At 70.0% G+C, this 14,981-nt stretch carries 14 protein-coding genes; 8 read left to right on the plus strand and 6 right to left on the minus strand.

The window, feature by feature from the left end; genetic code table 11:
- Nucleotides 1-79 precede the first annotated feature (79 nt).
- Nucleotides 80-1,018, plus strand: coding sequence for a hypothetical protein (locus ACQ86G_RS29630; RefSeq protein ID WP_431258600.1), 939 nt, complete (start codon nt 80-82; stop codon nt 1,016-1,018).
- Nucleotides 1,015-3,165: a peptidase domain-containing ABC transporter gene (locus ACQ86G_RS29635; RefSeq protein ID WP_431258601.1), complete on the plus strand. Its 2,151-nt coding sequence runs from the start codon at nt 1,015-1,017 to the stop codon at nt 3,163-3,165. The genes ACQ86G_RS29630 and ACQ86G_RS29635 overlap by 4 nt, the downstream gene beginning before the upstream one ends.
- Here the strand turns inward: ACQ86G_RS29635 and nadB are convergent.
- Together nadB and ACQ86G_RS29645 are read right to left on the minus strand one after the other, a co-directional pair.
- Nucleotides 3,102-4,715: an L-aspartate oxidase gene (gene nadB / locus ACQ86G_RS29640; RefSeq protein WP_431258602.1), complete on the minus strand. Its 1,614-nt coding sequence runs from the start codon at nt 4,713-4,715 to the stop codon at nt 3,102-3,104. The genes ACQ86G_RS29635 and nadB overlap by 64 nt on opposite strands.
- A 46-nt stretch (nt 4,716-4,761) precedes the next feature.
- The gene (locus tag ACQ86G_RS29645; RefSeq protein ID WP_431258603.1) at nt 4,762-5,742 is read right to left on the minus strand and encodes a GlxA family transcriptional regulator; all 981 of its coding nucleotides are present in this window, start codon (nt 5,740-5,742) and stop codon (nt 4,762-4,764) included.
- A gap of 253 nt (nt 5,743-5,995) precedes the next feature.
- Here ACQ86G_RS29645 and ACQ86G_RS29650 point away from each other — a divergent pair, with 253 nt between their 5' ends.
- From ACQ86G_RS29650 to ACQ86G_RS29660, 3 genes are all read left to right on the plus strand, one after another.
- Nucleotides 5,996-6,520, plus strand: a complete 525-nt coding sequence (locus ACQ86G_RS29650; protein WP_431258604.1) for an MFS transporter — start codon at nt 5,996-5,998, stop codon at nt 6,518-6,520.
- Between the two features lie 185 nt (nt 6,521-6,705).
- Complete coding sequence (locus ACQ86G_RS29655; RefSeq protein ID WP_431258605.1) at nt 6,706-7,248, plus strand: MFS transporter; 543 nt, start codon at nt 6,706-6,708, stop codon at nt 7,246-7,248.
- An 87-nt stretch (nt 7,249-7,335) separates the two neighbouring features.
- Nucleotides 7,336-7,554 (plus strand): hypothetical protein, encoded by a 219-nt coding sequence (locus tag ACQ86G_RS29660; protein WP_431258606.1) that lies wholly within the window; start codon nt 7,336-7,338, stop codon nt 7,552-7,554.
- 102 nt (nt 7,555-7,656) lie between these two features.
- Here ACQ86G_RS29660 and ACQ86G_RS29665 read toward each other — a convergent pair whose 3' ends face one another.
- Nucleotides 7,657-8,451 (minus strand): YkgJ family cysteine cluster protein, encoded by a 795-nt coding sequence (locus ACQ86G_RS29665; RefSeq protein WP_431258607.1) that lies wholly within the window; start codon nt 8,449-8,451, stop codon nt 7,657-7,659.
- Between the two features lie 38 nt (nt 8,452-8,489).
- Between ACQ86G_RS29665 and ACQ86G_RS29670 the strand changes: the two genes are divergently transcribed.
- Together ACQ86G_RS29670 and ACQ86G_RS29675 are read left to right on the plus strand one after the other, a co-directional pair.
- Entirely contained in the window at nt 8,490-8,624 is a 135-nt protein-coding gene (locus ACQ86G_RS29670; protein WP_431258608.1) for a hypothetical protein, read from the plus strand.
- Between the two features lie 642 nt (nt 8,625-9,266).
- Complete coding sequence (locus ACQ86G_RS29675) at nt 9,267-9,413, plus strand: hypothetical protein (protein WP_431258609.1); 147 nt, start codon at nt 9,267-9,269, stop codon at nt 9,411-9,413.
- Nucleotides 9,414-9,429: 16 nt separating this feature from the next.
- Here ACQ86G_RS29675 and ACQ86G_RS29680 read toward each other — a convergent pair whose 3' ends face one another.
- Nucleotides 9,430-9,804 carry a response regulator gene (locus ACQ86G_RS29680; RefSeq protein WP_431258610.1) on the minus strand — a complete coding sequence of 125 codons (375 nt, stop codon included), beginning with the start codon at nt 9,802-9,804 and terminating at the stop codon, nt 9,430-9,432.
- A 441-nt stretch (nt 9,805-10,245) separates the two neighbouring features.
- Nucleotides 10,246-11,664 carry an aldehyde dehydrogenase family protein gene (locus ACQ86G_RS29685; RefSeq protein ID WP_431258611.1) on the minus strand — a complete coding sequence of 473 codons (1,419 nt, stop codon included), beginning with the start codon at nt 11,662-11,664 and terminating at the stop codon, nt 10,246-10,248.
- A 128-nt stretch (nt 11,665-11,792) separates the two neighbouring features.
- On the opposite strand from ACQ86G_RS29685, the gene ACQ86G_RS29690 reads away from it, so the two are divergent.
- Nucleotides 11,793-12,701 carry a LysR family transcriptional regulator gene (locus ACQ86G_RS29690; RefSeq protein WP_431258612.1) on the plus strand — a complete coding sequence of 303 codons (909 nt, stop codon included), beginning with the start codon at nt 11,793-11,795 and terminating at the stop codon, nt 12,699-12,701.
- A 150-nt stretch (nt 12,702-12,851) separates the two neighbouring features.
- Here ACQ86G_RS29690 and paaZ read toward each other — a convergent pair whose 3' ends face one another.
- Complete coding sequence (gene paaZ, locus ACQ86G_RS29695; RefSeq protein WP_431258613.1) at nt 12,852-14,900, minus strand: phenylacetic acid degradation bifunctional protein PaaZ; 2,049 nt, start codon at nt 14,898-14,900, stop codon at nt 12,852-12,854.
- Nucleotides 14,901-14,981: the final 81 nt, after the last annotated feature.

Below are 14,981 nucleotides of genomic sequence, written 5' to 3' on the forward strand. Positions count from 1 at the left end.
CACACGGGCGCCCAGCGTCCGTCGGCCGTCTCCACGTCCACCGCCCCGTCCACTCACTTCCTCCGCGATCGGAACGCCCATGCGCCTTCACCGCATCCGCTTCAACACCCGGCGGGCCGCGCGACTCGCCGCAGCCGCCATGATGGCGCTGCTCCTCGCCGCGTGGCCCCCGCTCGCGGGCGCGCAGCCCGTCTGGCGGCTCGATCGGGCCGGCCAGCAGATCTTCCTCATCGGCACCAAACTCACCGGGAGCGCCGACGACCACCTGACGCCGTCGGCGCTGAAGGCGCTCGAGGCCGCCGAGCGCCTCTACCTGCAGGTCGAGGACGGCGGCAGCTGGCGCCTGCCGCCCGCGTGGCGCGGCACCACGGATGCCACCTTCCAGAAGACGGTGATCCACGACTGCGAGCGCTGGAATCCGCTCGATCAGGCCGACCAGGGCACCGCGGGCATCTCCGCGGCCTATGCCGTGTGCCTGCAGGCCTTCGCGTCCGAGCTCGGCCAGGAGGTCCGCTTCGGCACGGAGCCGCTGCTCGTCGAGGCGTTCCGTCGCCTGGGCAAGGGCGGCCCGTTGCGCAGCCTCCAGTCCCCCGCCGAGGTCGTGCTCGCCAACTTCACCGTGCCGGTCGAGGCCAGCCTGCGCGCGGCCATGGGCGACAAGCCGACCGCCGGATCCGTGGCACGCGACCTCGCACGCGAAGCCGCCGCCTTCGCGGCGCCGACCGACGCGCCCATGACGCGGATCGCACTGGAGGACTACGACGCCCGGCACGCCGATCCCGTGATGCTCGAACGTCTCGTCGAGGGCCCCAACAGCGTGTACGTCGCGCGCATCGTGGCGGCCGCCGGCGACGAGCCCATCGCGGTGGCGATGGACTACACACGCCTGTTCGGCCCGCACGGCGTGCTGAAGAAGCTCTCCCGGGCCGGGTTCGCGGTGACACGCCTGCCCGCCGGGACGCCGACGCCGACGTCAGCGTCGACGCCCCCTCGACACCGACGCCCGGGCATTGAATGAAGACCCAGCTCCAGTCGGAATCTGCGGAATGCGGCCTCGCCTGCCTGGCCACGGCGGCGGGCATGCTCGGGCTGTGCGGCGACCTCCCGACCTTGCGCCAGCGCTTCCCGCAGAGCCGGCGGGGCATCGATCTCGCCGGTCTGATCGAACTCGCCCAGGCGATCGGGTGCCAGGCCACGCCGGTGCGGGCGGACCTCGACGACCTCGCCCATCTGACGCTCCCCTGCGTGCTGCATTGGGACCTGGCGCACTTCGTGGTGCTGCACCGGATCCGGCGGGGCCGGTTCCACATCGCCGATCCGGCCGTCGGCGACCGCGTGCTGACGCGCGAGGAGGTCTCCTCGCACTTCACCGGCGTCGCGCTGCTGCTGAGACCCGCGCTCGACTTCACGCCGATCCCCGCGCGCCTGGGCATCGCCTGGCGCCGCGTGCTGGGCCGGATCCAGGGACTGCCGCTCGCGCTGGGACGCATCGCGGCCGTGGCGGTGGTCCTGGAGGCGTTCACCGTGACCGCGCCGCTGCTGCAGCAACTGGTGATCGACGACGTCCTCGTGTCGGCGGACGCCGATCTGCTGACCGTGCTGATGATCGGCTGTCTGCTGCTGATGGTGCTGCAGACCCTGCTGGGTCTCGCGCGCTCCTGGATGGTCCAGATGCTCGGCCAGGACCTGGCGTTGCAGCTGTCGGCCGGCGTCTTCGCGCGGCTGGTGCGTCTGCCCCTGTCGTTCTTCGAGCGCCGCCAGATGGGCGACATCGCCTCGCGCTTCGGCGCCATCGGCGCGATCCAGCGCGTCCTGACGCAGCGGTCGGTCGACGCGCTGCTCGACGGCCTGATGGCCGTGGCCGCGCTGGGCATGATGCTGAGCTACTCGCCGCCGCTGGCGGGCGTCGTCGTGGCGGCCGTGGCGCTCTACGCGCTGCTGCGCTGGGCGGCCTTCGCGCCCTACTGCGCCGCGGCGGCCGAACGCCTCGTCGTCGAGGCGAACGAGCAGAGCTATTTCCTGGAAACACTGCGGGCGATGCCGGCCCTGAAGCTGTTCGGCCGCGAATGCCAGCGCGAAGCCCGATGGCAGGCCCTGTTCCGCGACGTCCAGCGCCGCGACGTGCGCACCGCGCGCATGAACATCGCGTTCTCGGCGGCGAACGCGCTGATCCTCGGCCTGGAGAACCTGCTCGTGCTGCGGCTCGGCGCGCGCCTGATCCTCGCGCAGGGCACGCCCGGCGCGGCCCCCTTCACCATCGGCATGCTGTTCGCCTTCATCGCGTACAAGACGCAGTTCGGCGGCCGCGCCAGCGGACTGATCGACTTCGTGGCCGAGCTCAAGACCCTGTCGGTCCAGACGGACCGGCTCGCCGACATCGTCCTGGCCCCGCCCGACGAGGAGGATGCGCCGGTCGCGGACCTGTCGCATCTGCCGCCCGGCATCGAACTGCGGGACGTCAGCGTCCGCTACTCGGACCGGGATCCCTGGGTGCTGGACAAGGTGTCGCTGCGCATCCGCGCCCACGAGCATGTGGCGCTGGTCGGCCCCAGCGGATCGGGCAAGAGCACGCTGATGAAGATCGCGCTGGGACTGCTGCGTCCGACCGAAGGGGAAGTGCTCTACGGCGGCCTCCCGCTGCGGCAGGCCGGCGCCGCCAACGTGCGCCGGCTGATCGGGACCGTCATGCAGGACGACGCGCTGCTGGCCGGATCGATCGCCGACAACATCTCGTTCTGCGATCCGTCGGCGACGGCCGACCACGTCGAGGCGGCGGCCCGCGCCGCCGTGCTGCACGAGGACATCCAGCGCATGCCGATGGGGTACGCGTCGCTGGTCGGCGATCTGGGCGCCGGCCTGTCCGGCGGCCAGCGCCAGCGCCTGCTGCTGGCGCGCTGCCTCTACAAGACACCGCGCGTGATCGCGCTGGACGAAGCCACCAGCGAGCTCGACGCCGCCAACGAGCGCAGCGTCGCGGCGACGCTGCGGCGCACGCGGGCGACACGCCTGACGATCGCGCATCGGCCGGAGACGATCGCCGGCGCGGACCGGGTCGTGGAGCTGCGCTCAGGCGCGCTGCGGGTCGTGCGCGACCAGCGCGATCAGCGCGCGGGGCCGCTGCGCACCAGCACGGTCGGCAGGCTGGCCGGCAGCGTCCGCGGGTAGTCCCGGCTGTAGTGCAGCCCGCGGCTCTCGTGCCGCAGCAGCGCCGAGCGCACGATCAGCTCCGCGCAGTCGACCAGGTTGCGCAACTCCAGCAGGTCGCGGTTGACGCGGAAGTTGGCGTAGTAGTCGTCGATCTCCGCGCGCAGCAGGTCGATGCGGTGCAGCGCGCGTTCCAGCCGCTTGGTGGTGCGCACGATGCCGACGTAGTTCCACATCAGCGAGCGCAGCTCGTCCCAGTTGTGGGCGATGACGACCTGCTCGTCGGCGTCCTCGACCTGGCTTTCGTCCCAGGCCGGCAGCGGCGCCGGCGGGAGCACCTCCTGCGCCAGGATGTCGGACGCGCAGCCCTGGCCGAGCACGACGCACTCCAGCAGCGAGTTGCTCGCCAGCCGGTTGGCGCCGTGCAGCCCGGTGTGGGCGGTCTCGCCGACGGCGTAGAGCCCGGGCAGGTCGGCCCGCCCGTGCAGGTCCGACACCACGCCGCCGCAGGTGAAGTGCACCGCCGGCACGACCGGGATCGGCTGGCGGGCGATGTCGATGCCCAGCGCGAGGCAACGCGCATGGACGGTCGGGAAGTGCTCCTTCAGGAAGTCCTCGCCCAGGTGCGTGGCGTCCAGCCACACGTGGTCGAGGCCGTGCTTCTTCATCTCGAAGTCGATCGCGCGGGCGACCACGTCGCGCGGCGCGAGCTCGAGCCGCTCGTCGTGCGCGGCCATGAAGCGCGTGCCGTCCGGGAGCTTCAGGTGACCGCCCTCGCCGCGCAGCGCCTCGGTGATCAGGAAGCTGCGCTCCTGCGGGTGGTACAGGCAGGTCGGGTGGAACTGGATGAACTCCATGTTGGCGATGCGGCAGCCCGCGCGCCAGGCCATGGCGATGCCGTCGCCGGTGGAGGTGTCCGGATTGGTCGTGTAGCGGTAGACCTTGCCGGCGCCGCCGGTGGCCATCACCACGGCGCGCGCGGCGATCGCGTCGACGCGCTGGGCGTCCATGTCGAGCGCGTAGATGCCGTAGCAGCGCGACGGTTCCTCGCGCTGCACATGGCGCGACGTGATCAGGTCCAGCGCCATCCAGCGCTGGCGCAGCTGGATGTTGGGATGGGCCTGCGCCTTGGCCAGCAGCGCATCGTGGATGGCCTTGCCGGTGGCGTCGGCGGCGTGGGCGATGCGGCGCACCGCGTGGCCGCCCTCGCGGGTCAGGTGCAGCCCGAGCGGCCCCTGCTCGTCGGGCGTGAAGGGCACGCCCTGCTCGACCAGCCAGCCGACGGCGTCGGCGCTGCGTTCGGCGATGAAGCGGGCGGTGGCCTCGTCGACGAGGCCGGCGCCGGCCTCCTGCGTGTCGCGCACGTGGCTCTCGATGCTGTCGTCCGAGCCGAGCACCCCGACGATGCCGCCCTGGGCCCAGGCGGTCGCGGCCTCGTTGAGTTCCCGCTTGGCCAGCACGATCACCGGCACACGGTCGGCGAGGTGAAGCGCCACGGTCAATCCGGCCAGGCCGGCGCCCACGATCACCACCGGCGCCAGCGCGGCGTCGGTCCGAACAGCTGCTGTCATCGTCATCGCCCGGTCATCGGGGCGTCATCGCTTGGGAGAGGGGATTCTAAGCATCGGGCCGGGACGCGCCCGCGCCGCGCCGCAGCAGCGAGGGCGGCAGCCGCTCATGCCTGTTCCAGTTGGCGCGCAGGGCCTGCACGCTGCCGTAGCCGCAGGCGGCGGCGATGTTCTCCAGCGAGAGCCGGGAACTGGTCATGAGCCGGCGGGCCAGGTCCATGCGCAGCGCGATCTGGTACTGCTTGATGCTCACGCCGGTCTCGGCGAGGAAGAGCCGGGCGAGGTGGCGCCCGCTCAGGCTGACCTGCGCGGCCAGCTCGTCCAGGGTGACGCGATCGCCCAGGCGGCTGCTGATGGCGTCCTGCACCGCATGGATGCGCTGGTTGCAGTGGGATCGATGACGCATCGCGGCGGACAGCCCGGGATCGGCGCCGAAGCGGCGGAAGTGCACGACGTTCTCGCGCGCGACCTGGATGGCGATGTCCTCGCCGAACGCACCGGCCACCAGGTGCAGCGCCAGGTCGATGCCGGAGGTGACGCCGGCGGAGGTGAGCAGGTCGCCGTCCTCGACGAACACGCGGTTCTCCAGGACGGTGGCTGCGGGGACGGCCGCGCGCAGCCGCGGGATGAAGCGGTGATGGGTCGTGCACAGCCGGCCGTCCAGGAGGCCGGCGTCGGCCAGCAGGAAGGTGCCGGAGCAGACCCCGCAGATCCGCAGCCCCTCGGGCCGTTCATGCCCCAGGCGACGCAGCCAGTCGACCGACCGGCGCCAGGCCGTCGAGCGCATCAACGCCGGCGTCAGCTTGCTGCCGATGACGAACAGCACCGAGTCCGGCGGCAGGACGCGCGGCAGCGGCCGGATATCGGTCAGCGTCAGCGGCTGGAAGGCGCCGACGGACGCCTCAGGCCCGATGCAACCCACGTCGATCGAGCCGGCCCCCATCTCGCCGACCGTGTGGATCACCTGCAGCGGCCCCGCGAGATCCAGCAGGTGGGTCGACGGCATCGTCAGGAACTGGACATTTTTCATCGCCGGCAGATCCGCTGGATTTCCTCCTCCCGATCATGTCCGATTTTTTGTCCTTCTGGGCCTGTCCGCTGCTGTTCGACCAGCGGGTCCGTCATTAACCTGATCCCACGATCTCCCACGACATCTCACGACGGAGCAGAACCATGGCGCATCGACAGGCACAGGGCGGGCATCGCGACCGCAGCGGAGGACTGGCCATCGGTCGTCTCGACCGCCGTGCGGCCGCGCGCCACGGCGCGACCGAGGGGGTCGCATGAAACCCGTCGCCGCGTCCCGATCCTTGGTCTACGGCCTGGTGGCGGTGGGTTTCCTGGTGATGTTCTTCTCCACGAGCATCAAGAGCGTCTACCAGGTCTACTTCGCCGATCTGGCCACCCACTTCGGTCGTGGCCGTTCCGACTTCGCCTGGTCAGGCTCGGTGTTCATGCTCGTCACCGGCCTGGTGTCGCCGCTGGTGGGCGCGCTGAGCGACCGTCACGGTCCCCTGCGCACGGAGGTGGTCGGGTGCCTGGCCGCCGGCGCCGCGCTGACGGGCGCCAGCCTGTTCGACCGGTCGCTGCCGGTCTTCGTCCTCGGCTACGGACTGCTGGCCGCGTTCGGACTCGCGGCGATGACCTACGTGCCCATGGGCGTGCTGGTCGACCGGCTCTTCGAGCAGAAGAAGTCCGGGCTGGCCTATGCGGTGGTCACCAACGGCACGTCGATCAGCTTCATCGTGCTCTCCCCTTCTGGCTCTGGCTGGCGCCGGAGGCGCCGTGGGAGACCACCTTCCTGCTGACCGGCGCCTTCCTCGCGCTGCCGCTGGCGGGCCTGGCGTGGTTCGCCGCAGCGAAGGCGACGGCGGCCGGTCTCGACGCCGCCGCGGACACGAGGTCGGCATCCCCGCCGCCCGCCTGGCCCCTCCTGCGACGCGACCCAGGCTTCTACGCGCTGGCGATCGGCTTCATGGGCTGCGGTGCGAGCATGGCCTTCATCGATGTCCACCTGGTCGCGTTCTGGCAGGACCAGTCGGCCCCGCGCGGACTGATGGGGCTCAGCCTGAGCCTCCTCGGCGTGCTGGAACTGATCAGCGGGTTGCTGACCGGCTGGCTCGCGATCCGCCTGCCCCGGCGCGCGCTGCTGGGCGGGTTCTACCTGCTGCGATCGTGCGCGGTGCTGTTGCTGCTGGGCGCATCGCAGGATCTGCGCACCCTGGGCTTCTCCGTCCTGTTCGGCGCGACCTATCTCGGCACGGTGGTGCTGACCTCGATGTCCTGCCTGGCGCGTTATGGCGCCGCCATCAAGGGACGGGCCTTCGGCTACCTGTTCCTGGCGCACCAGCTCGGCGGCTTCGCCTCGGTGCAGCTGGGCGCGTTCAGCCATGACCGGTGGGGCAGCTACCAGCCCTACATCGTCGGTCTGGCGGTCCTGACGGCGGTGGGCGGTCTGACGAGCTGGCTGTTCCTGCGCGATCCGCGGGCCGAGCCTGCGCCGCCGGCCGGTCTGCCGGCCCCCTCTTCCGCCTGACGCGCGGCTGTCCCAGGGAATGCCATCCCAGCGAACGCCCTCCAGGGGCACGTCTGGATCGACCACCGATTGAACCGAGCCGGGATCATGGACACCGCCCCCCATGCGCTGATGAATGCCCTGTTCATGGTGGGTGTCGGCGCGCCGTTCCTCATCTCGGCCTGCCGGCCGCTGTCGCGATCCGCACGGGCGATCCGGCTGGGTCTGGGCGCGCTGGCCGTGTGCGCATCGCTCGCGACGGATCCGCTCTCCGTCGCATTGCTGAGGGTGGACGGCGTGCTGGCCATGAGCAGTTGCGGGCCTTGACGCGCCACGGCGCGGATCGTTTGACGCGCTCCGGCGCGGATCGTGCGCAGCGCCGGAAGGCCCCGTGGGGCCCGCGCGCCGGACGCCGTGCGCAACCGCAGTTCAACTCGCCCTTGGATCGCCGCTGCTCGTCGCCATCGGCATGAACACATGCGCAGCCCGGCCGTCGCCCGCGTACAGCTGAGCGTCCGCGTCGGCAAGCTTGGCCGCGAGCTCGGCGCCCACCACCCGCAATGCCCAGGACAACGGCGCCGGCCCCTCGGTTCGCGCGCCGGCCTGTGCGATCGCGTCCAGGAAGTCCTGCACCGAGGGGATGTGAATGACGATGCCGTTGCCGCGCCATCCCGCGAGATGGACGCCGAGCGCCTCGCAGATCGCGACCTTGGCCGCGGCGTCCCGCCCCAGTTCGCCCTGGAAGGCCTCGACCATCGCCTGGATCCCCGGCGGCATCCGTCCATCCTCCTCCACGAGGATCACGCCGGCCGGCGGGTTCCAGGCCTCGGGCGGACAGGCCCGCGTGTCCATGCGGAACACGCTCAGCGGATGGGTCTGCGCGGGGTAGAGGCGACAGACCGCGGGACGGTCGTCGTAGATGCGGCAGGCGTTGTCATCGGCAAGATTCGGGCAGCCGGCCTGGAGGTCCGCCCCGAAGACCGGCGCGATGCGCAGCCCCATGCCGCCTGACCGGACTTCGACGCCGTAGTCGACCGGAAGCTGGAGGCCAGGACCCGCCTCCTGCTCGCCGCTGGCGGGGAAGGCCTCCAGCAGCACGGCCACGCGCTGGCCGCGACGCAGCCAGGCCACGGTCTCGGCCAAGGTCAGGGACATGAAACCGTGCCTGCCGCGGCAGCAGTCACCGCAGCCGACGCAGTTGAACCGGATAGGGGGTCGGGTCATGTCCAAGATCGTGCCCAGGAAGTCGACGTGGCCGGAGTGTGGCCGAACATCGCCCGCCGCGCGACACCGCCCTGCTGATCGGAATCTGCGTCGAGCCCAGCGCGGATGTCGTGCGCAAGACACGTTCGAACGACTTCGAAGAAATATTTGAAGCGCGTGGCATGTTCGGTTGAAGAAGCCACCTGACTGCCACCGTTGCTTCGACGGCTGGAACACGTCATTTCAATGCCAAGACCCTGGGATCAAAAGCCGCCATTACTGGCGAATCCGATCGGTCGATTCAACGCCTATCCCAAACGTCGTTGGATTTCCATGACCTTTCCAGGTCTGACGTCGCCTATATGCCATGCCTACAGTCGGCAACGTCAACGGCTCCGCGATGAAGCAGTGGCCGTGACAAACCCTCAACTTCAGCTTTCATAGGCACACGACATGGATATCGAAGTTCTCACCGAAAAAGAGATCGACATGGTCAGCGGAGCAGGCGGCAAGAGCGGCTTCGTCAAGGGCTGCATCAATGGCGCCCTCGCCGGGTACTCCGGGGCCAGCTCTGGCTATGGCGCCCAAGGCGCTGGTGCTGGCTGCCTCGCGGGTGGCAGCATCGGATTGCTGGGGGCGGAGCCGAGGCGCAATCGCTGGCCGGCCTTCTCGCTGGTGCGGCATTCGGTCCGTACGGCGGGAGCTCCTCCGACGCCTTCGCCGCGAACTATGAAAACTCGTTCGATCGTCAGGACTCCGCCCGGCGGATGTCCTCCACCTGATCGATGACCGACTGCGGCGCCAGCGACTGGAGTCCCTGGCGCCGCGCCCATCCGATGAGCAAGGACACTCTTCTCTTCGTTTGCCTGCTCGTGCTCGGCGTCGCCGCCCAGAACACGGCGCATCCGATCCGGACCTATCTCGTGGGCCTGGCGGTCATCTACCTGCTGCGCAAGGCCTACGAGCGATGGGGACGACGCTAGGCGCGGGACCGTCCGGCTAGAACAGCGGCTTCTCGCCCGCCAGCACGCGCAGATCGTCGAGCAGCTGCAGCTGCTCATGCGCCTTGTCGTAGAAGCCGTCGGCGCCGTGCTTCTCGCACAGCGTGCGGTAGAAGTCGGGGTCGCGGCTGCTGAGCACCCACAGCTTGCCGGTGTAGCCGCCGGCGCGCGCGCGCCTCAGCACATGCATGCCGGAACCGACCTGCAGGTTCAGGTCGAGCAGCACCACGTCGGGCTTGAGCACGGAGATCGCCTGGACGGCATCTTCCTCACTGTCCGCATAGCCCACCACTTCCACGAACTCCAGTCCCTCGAACAATCGCAGGAACTGCTCACGGACAAACTCGGAATCCTCGACGAGCAAGACGCGCATGCCCTTCCCTTCCTCTCACTGAATCGTTCGCCACATTTTGGCGCGGCGCCGAATCACGCGCAGGCGTCAGGGGCGTCGACTTCGCAACGGGGCGTAAATCATGGGGATCTGGCGGGCGCTCCTCGCGCCGACGACGTCAGACCACCACGGCGATCACCGTGCACACGCCGCCCACGCCCGCCGCCGAAGCGAGGAAGGTGACGTCGCGCTGCTCGCTGCCCCCTTCCACGCCATCAGCGCGACGATGGCCAAGGTGGCGGTGAACAACAGGCCGGCGATGACGGGAGTGGTGAGGAAGTCCAAGATCGTTCGAAGCGGGGATGTCGGGAGCACGCAGTGTGGGCGGCCCGCGCCCATCGCTCAAGGCCGAACTTCCTTGTCCGCGATTCGGCTTTGCCGATCCACAGCCGATCCGACCACGACTGCTGGCCCTGTGGCGGCTCAGGCCGCGGTGATGGTCTTTGGCTCCAGGAAGGCTTCCATGCCCATCACGCCGAACTCCCGGCCCATTCCCGACTGCTTGACGCCGCCGAACGGCGCCAGCAGGTCCGGTGCGACGCGGTTGATCAGCACCGTGCCCGCTTGCAGCCGCAAGGCCGCGCGCCGTGCCCGGGCCGCGTCCGTCGAGAACACATAGGCCTGGAGTCCATACGGCGAGTCGTTGGCCACGGCGATCGCTTCGTCCTCCGAATCCACCGGCAGGACGGACAGCACCGGACCGAAGATCTCCTCGCGGGCGATGTCCATGTCGTTGCGGACGGCGGCGAACACCGTGGGACGCACGAACCAGCCGCGGTCCAGGCCGTCGGGCCGGCCTTCTCCGCCGGAGATCAGCGTCGCGCCCTGGTCGAGTCCCCGGCGGATGAAATGCTGGACGCGCTCGTACTGCGCCCGGCTGACCATCGGCCCGATCGCGGTGGAAGGATCACGAGGATCGCCGACGCGCAACGCGGCGACGGCGGATCGGAGCCGATCCAGGACCTCGGACATCCGCACCCGCGGCACCAGCAGCCGTGTGCCCGCCACGCAGGCCTGCCCGCTGTTCATGAAGGCCGCGCCCAGCGCGAGCGGCAGCGCGGCATCCAGGTCCGCGTCCTCCAGCAGCAGCGAGGCCGACTTGCCAGTCAAGGCCAGGCTCACGCGCTTCATCGTGTCGACGGCGCCGCGGGCGATGAGCTTCCCGGTCGGCGTCGAGCCGGTGAAGGACAGCTTGGCCACACCCGGATGCGTGCCGATCTCAGCGCCGACATCGGCGCCTAGCCCCGTCACGATGTTGACGACGCCCGGCGGCAGGCCCGACGCGTGGATCGCGCGAGCGACGACATGCGCCTGCCACGGACTCAGCTCGCTGGGCTTGATCACCGTCGCGCAGCCGGCGGCGATCGCCGCCGCGAGCTTGCTGGCCATCGTGCCGGCGGTGCTGTTCCAGGGCGCGAAGAGCGCCGAGACACCGACCGGCGCCATCACGACGATCGAGCCGCCGACGGTGCGTTCGAACGCGTAGCTCGACAGCGCACGCGCCGCGTCGCCAAAACACTGCGCGGCGTAATCGGCCACCCATTGCGCGCGAGCGACCGGTCCGCCGTACTCGGTGATCGTCGCTTCGAGGAGCGCATCTGCCTGCGCCAGCATCGCGGCTTGCAGGCGCTCGAGCATCCCGATGCGTTCGGCGACGGACGCGTGCCCGAACGCCGGCTGGGCGCGCATCGCTGCCTCGACCGCGCGCCGGGCGTCGTCGCGGCTCGCGAGCCGCGCACGGCCGACGACGCCCTCCGTGGCTGGATCCACGATGTCGACGAACTCCTCGCCCGTCACCGGGACGAAGGCGCCGTCGATGTAGTTCCGGTCGAAGGTCCGCATGACTTGTCCTTTCAGCATGTACCTCGGCGAATGCCGGGACTCGATGGGATGAATGTAGGCAGCGACCTTCGTTTCGATAAGACGGTCAATGTCGGATGTGGAATCCCGATTCCAGGAACAATGCGGGCATGCAGAAAGACAGCCTGACCGAATTCGAGGTGGTGCTCGCCGTCGCCCGCCGGCAGGGATTCCGGCCCGCGGCGGTGGAGCTGGAGATGTCGACCTCCGCCGTCAGCAACGCGGTCGCGGGATTGGAAGCGCGCATGGGCGTGCGGCTCTTCCACCGCACGACGCGCAGCGTGTCGCTCACCGAGGCGGGACGACGCTTCGTCGACCGGATCGGCCCGGCGGTGGCGCAGATCCAGGAGGCCGTCGCGGCGGCGGACGATCGCGCGGGCGCGCCTTCCGGCACGCTGCGGCTCAACAGCTCGCTGGGCGCGGCGCAGATGGTGTTCCGGCCGATCCTGGCGGAGTTCCTTCGCAGGCACCCGGACGTCACGCTCGATGTCGTCACCGAGGGCCGGCTGGTCGACATCGTGGCCGAAGGCTTCGATGCAGGACTGCGGCTCGCGCCGCAGGTGCCGCGGGACATGATCCGCGTGCAGATCGGTCTGCCGCTGCGGATGGCGGTCGTCGGATCGCCCGACTACGTCGAGCGGCACGGCACGCCGTCGACGCCCGCCGATCTCGCGCGCCACGCGTGCATCCGAGCGCGGATGCCGAGCGGATTGCCATCCTCCTGGGAGTTCGCGCGGGTGAAGCGCGGCAAGGCGCCGGCACACGAGACGGTCGAGGTGCCAGGCCCGATGGTGTTGGACTCGCCGCTGCTGATGCTGGAAGCAGCGCGTGCGGGCCTGGGACTCGCGCAGGTCGCCGAGTGGTACGTCGCCGACGACATCGCAAGCGGACGCCTCCGCCGGGTGCTTGACGACTGGGCAGCGCCGCTACCGGCGCTGTGCCTGTACTACTCGGGCCACCGGCACATTCCGTCGACGCTGCGCGCGTTGATCGAACTCATCCACGAGATCAATCGCTGAGGTTCGCGAGAGACCGCCCTCCTGCACCATTCAGGGCGCGGGCCCTCCCAGGGCATGGGGCGTCCCGTCCGGGAACCCCAAGCCCTGTGCGGACCCCACACGAGCACCGCCCTGCCACGGTCTGGTGCTCGCTGCCTCCGAGCCTTGGCGTCAGCCCTTCTTCGCCACCAGCGTCAGGATGTCGTAGCTCGCCACGAGCTCGCCACGCTGGTTGGTGACCTGCACGTCCCAGGCGACGACGCCCTGCGGCGGCTGGTCCGGGCGATTGCCGCGGTCGATGCGGCGCTTGCAGGTGAGGCGCGCCTGGATGGTGTCGCCGATGGCCACGGGGTTCACGAAGCGCAGCGTGTCCAGCCCGTAGTTGGCCAGCACCGGGCCCGGCGCCGGCGACACGAACAGTCCCGCCGCCGCCGACAGCACGAAGTAGCCGTGCGCGATGCGCTGGCCGAATTGCGTGTCCTTGGCCGCGACCTCGTCGAAGTGCATGTAGAAGAAGTCGCCGCTGATGCCGCCGAAGTTGACGATGTCCGCCTCGGACACCGTGCGGCGATGCGTCAGCAGCGAGTCGCCGACCTGGATTTCCTCGAAGTGCTTGCGGAACGGATGGATCGCATCCTCGGTGACCTTGCCGCCGCGCACGTATTCGCCAGTGATGGCAGTGAGCATCGTCGGCGAGGCCTGCACCGCGCAACGCTGCAGGTAGTGCTTGACGGCGCGGATGCCGCCCAGTTCCTCGCCGCCGCCGGCGCGCCCCGGACCGCCGTGCTTGAGCATCGGCAGCGGCGAGCCGTGGCCGGTCGATTCGCCGGCCGCGTCGCGGTCCAGCACCAGCAGCCGGCCGTGGAAGGCGGCCGCGTGATACACGGCCTGCGCCGCCAGCGCGGGCGTCTTCGTGACCACCGAGCCGACCAGACTGCCGCGGCCCTTGGCGGCGAGCGCCAGCGCCTCGTCGAAGTCGCCGTAGCTCATCAGCGTCGACACCGGCCCGAAGGCCTCGACGTTGTGGACCGCCTCGTTGTTCATCGCGTCGCGGCACAGCAGCAGCGTCGGCGCGAAGAAGGCGCCGTCGGCGACGCCCTCGCCCACCGGCGCGAAGCCGTCGCGCTCGCCGAAGACGACCTCGTTGCCCTGGGCGAGTTGCGCTAGGCGCTCGGCCACGTCGGCCTGCTGCGCCTTGGACGCCAGCGCGCCCATGCGCACGCCTTCGACGGACGGATCGCCGATCCTGATCTTCGCGAGCCGCTCGCGCAGCGCCGCGGCCACCGCGTCGATCTGCGCCGCCGGCACGATCGCGCGGCGGATGGCCGTGCACTTCTGGCCGGCCTTGGCGCTCATCTCCCGCATCACTTCCTTGACGAAGAGATCGAATTCCGGATCGCCGGGCACGACGTCCGGCGCCAGGATCGCGCAGTTGAGGCTGTCGGCTTCCGCGTTGAACGGCACCGAGCGGCGGATCAGGTTCGGATTGACGCGCAGCTGCGCCGCCGTGTCCGCCGATCCCGTGAAGGTGACGACGTCCGTCTCCTCCAGGCGGTCGAGCAGATCGCCGGAGCCTCCGATGACCAGCTGCAACGCGCCTGCCGGCAGGAGGCCGGACTGCTCGATCAGGCGCACGCAGGCTTCGGCGACGTAGCTGGTCGCCGTGGCCGGCTTGACGATGCAGGGCATGCCGGCAAGGAAGCTCGGCGCGAACTTCTCCAGCATCCCCCACATCGGGAAGTTGAACGCGTTGATGTGCACGGCGACGCCGCGCTTGGGCACCAGCACGTGCGTGCCCATGAACTGGCCGAGCTTGCCCAGCGCCTGCGCCGGACCTTCATGGACGATGTTGCTCGACGGCAGCTCACGCCGGCCCATGGACGCGTAGGCGAAGAGCGTGCCGAAGCCGCCTTCGATGTCGATCCACGAATCCGGACGCGTCGCGCCGGTGTGCGCGGAGATCGCGTAGAGCGATTCCTTGTGTTCCTGCAGATAGGTCGCCAGCGCCTTCAAGATCGCGGCGCGCTGTTGGAAGTCGAGTGCCAGCAACGCCGGCAGCGTCTGCCTGCGCGCGAAGTGCAGGCTCTCGCCGAAGTCGATCTCCTCGGCATGGGTCTGCGTCACCAACCGTCCGTTGACGGCGCTGTGCAGGCCGCGCGCGGCGGTGGAGCCGATCCAGCGACCAGCGATCAAGCTCTGAAGGACGGGGGTGGCGCTCATGACTGTCTCTCTTGAACTTCTGTTTGAACTTCGGTTCGAACGTCTGAAATGAACGAGGGCGGGACGTGGTGCGTCCCGCCC

Source organism: Roseateles chitinivorans (assembly GCF_050632145.1).
Lineage (GTDB): Bacteria > Pseudomonadota > Gammaproteobacteria > Burkholderiales > Burkholderiaceae_C > Roseateles > Roseateles chitinivorans_B.

Bases quoted from the DNA above. Each gene is read 5' to 3' on its own strand.
- ACQ86G_RS29660 (WP_431258606.1), top strand. From the start codon at position 7,336: ATGGACACCGCCCCCCATGCGCTGATGAATGCCCTGTTCATGGTGGGT.
- ACQ86G_RS29635 (WP_431258601.1), top strand. From the start codon at position 1,015: ATGAAGACCCAGCTCCAGTCGGAATCTGCGGAATGCGGCCTCGCCTGC.
- ACQ86G_RS29630 (WP_431258600.1), top strand. From the start codon at position 80: ATGCGCCTTCACCGCATCCGCTTCAACACCCGGCGGGCCGCGCGACTC.
- ACQ86G_RS29655 (WP_431258605.1), top strand. From the start codon at position 6,706: ATGGCCTTCATCGATGTCCACCTGGTCGCGTTCTGGCAGGACCAGTCG.
- ACQ86G_RS29680 (WP_431258610.1), bottom strand. From the start codon at position 9,804: ATGCGCGTCTTGCTCGTCGAGGATTCCGAGTTTGTCCGTGAGCAGTTC.
- ACQ86G_RS29675 (WP_431258609.1), top strand. From the start codon at position 9,267: ATGAGCAAGGACACTCTTCTCTTCGTTTGCCTGCTCGTGCTCGGCGTC.
- ACQ86G_RS29650 (WP_431258604.1), top strand. From the start codon at position 5,996: ATGAAACCCGTCGCCGCGTCCCGATCCTTGGTCTACGGCCTGGTGGCG.
- paaZ (WP_431258613.1), bottom strand. From the start codon at position 14,900: ATGAGCGCCACCCCCGTCCTTCAGAGCTTGATCGCTGGTCGCTGGATC.
- ACQ86G_RS29645 (WP_431258603.1), bottom strand. From the start codon at position 5,742: ATGAAAAATGTCCAGTTCCTGACGATGCCGTCGACCCACCTGCTGGAT.
- ACQ86G_RS29685 (WP_431258611.1), bottom strand. From the start codon at position 11,664: ATGCGGACCTTCGACCGGAACTACATCGACGGCGCCTTCGTCCCGGTG.
- ACQ86G_RS29690 (WP_431258612.1), top strand. From the start codon at position 11,793: ATGCAGAAAGACAGCCTGACCGAATTCGAGGTGGTGCTCGCCGTCGCC.
- nadB (WP_431258602.1), bottom strand. From the start codon at position 4,715: ATGACAGCAGCTGTTCGGACCGACGCCGCGCTGGCGCCGGTGGTGATC.
- ACQ86G_RS29665 (WP_431258607.1), bottom strand. From the start codon at position 8,451: ATGACCCGACCCCCTATCCGGTTCAACTGCGTCGGCTGCGGTGACTGC.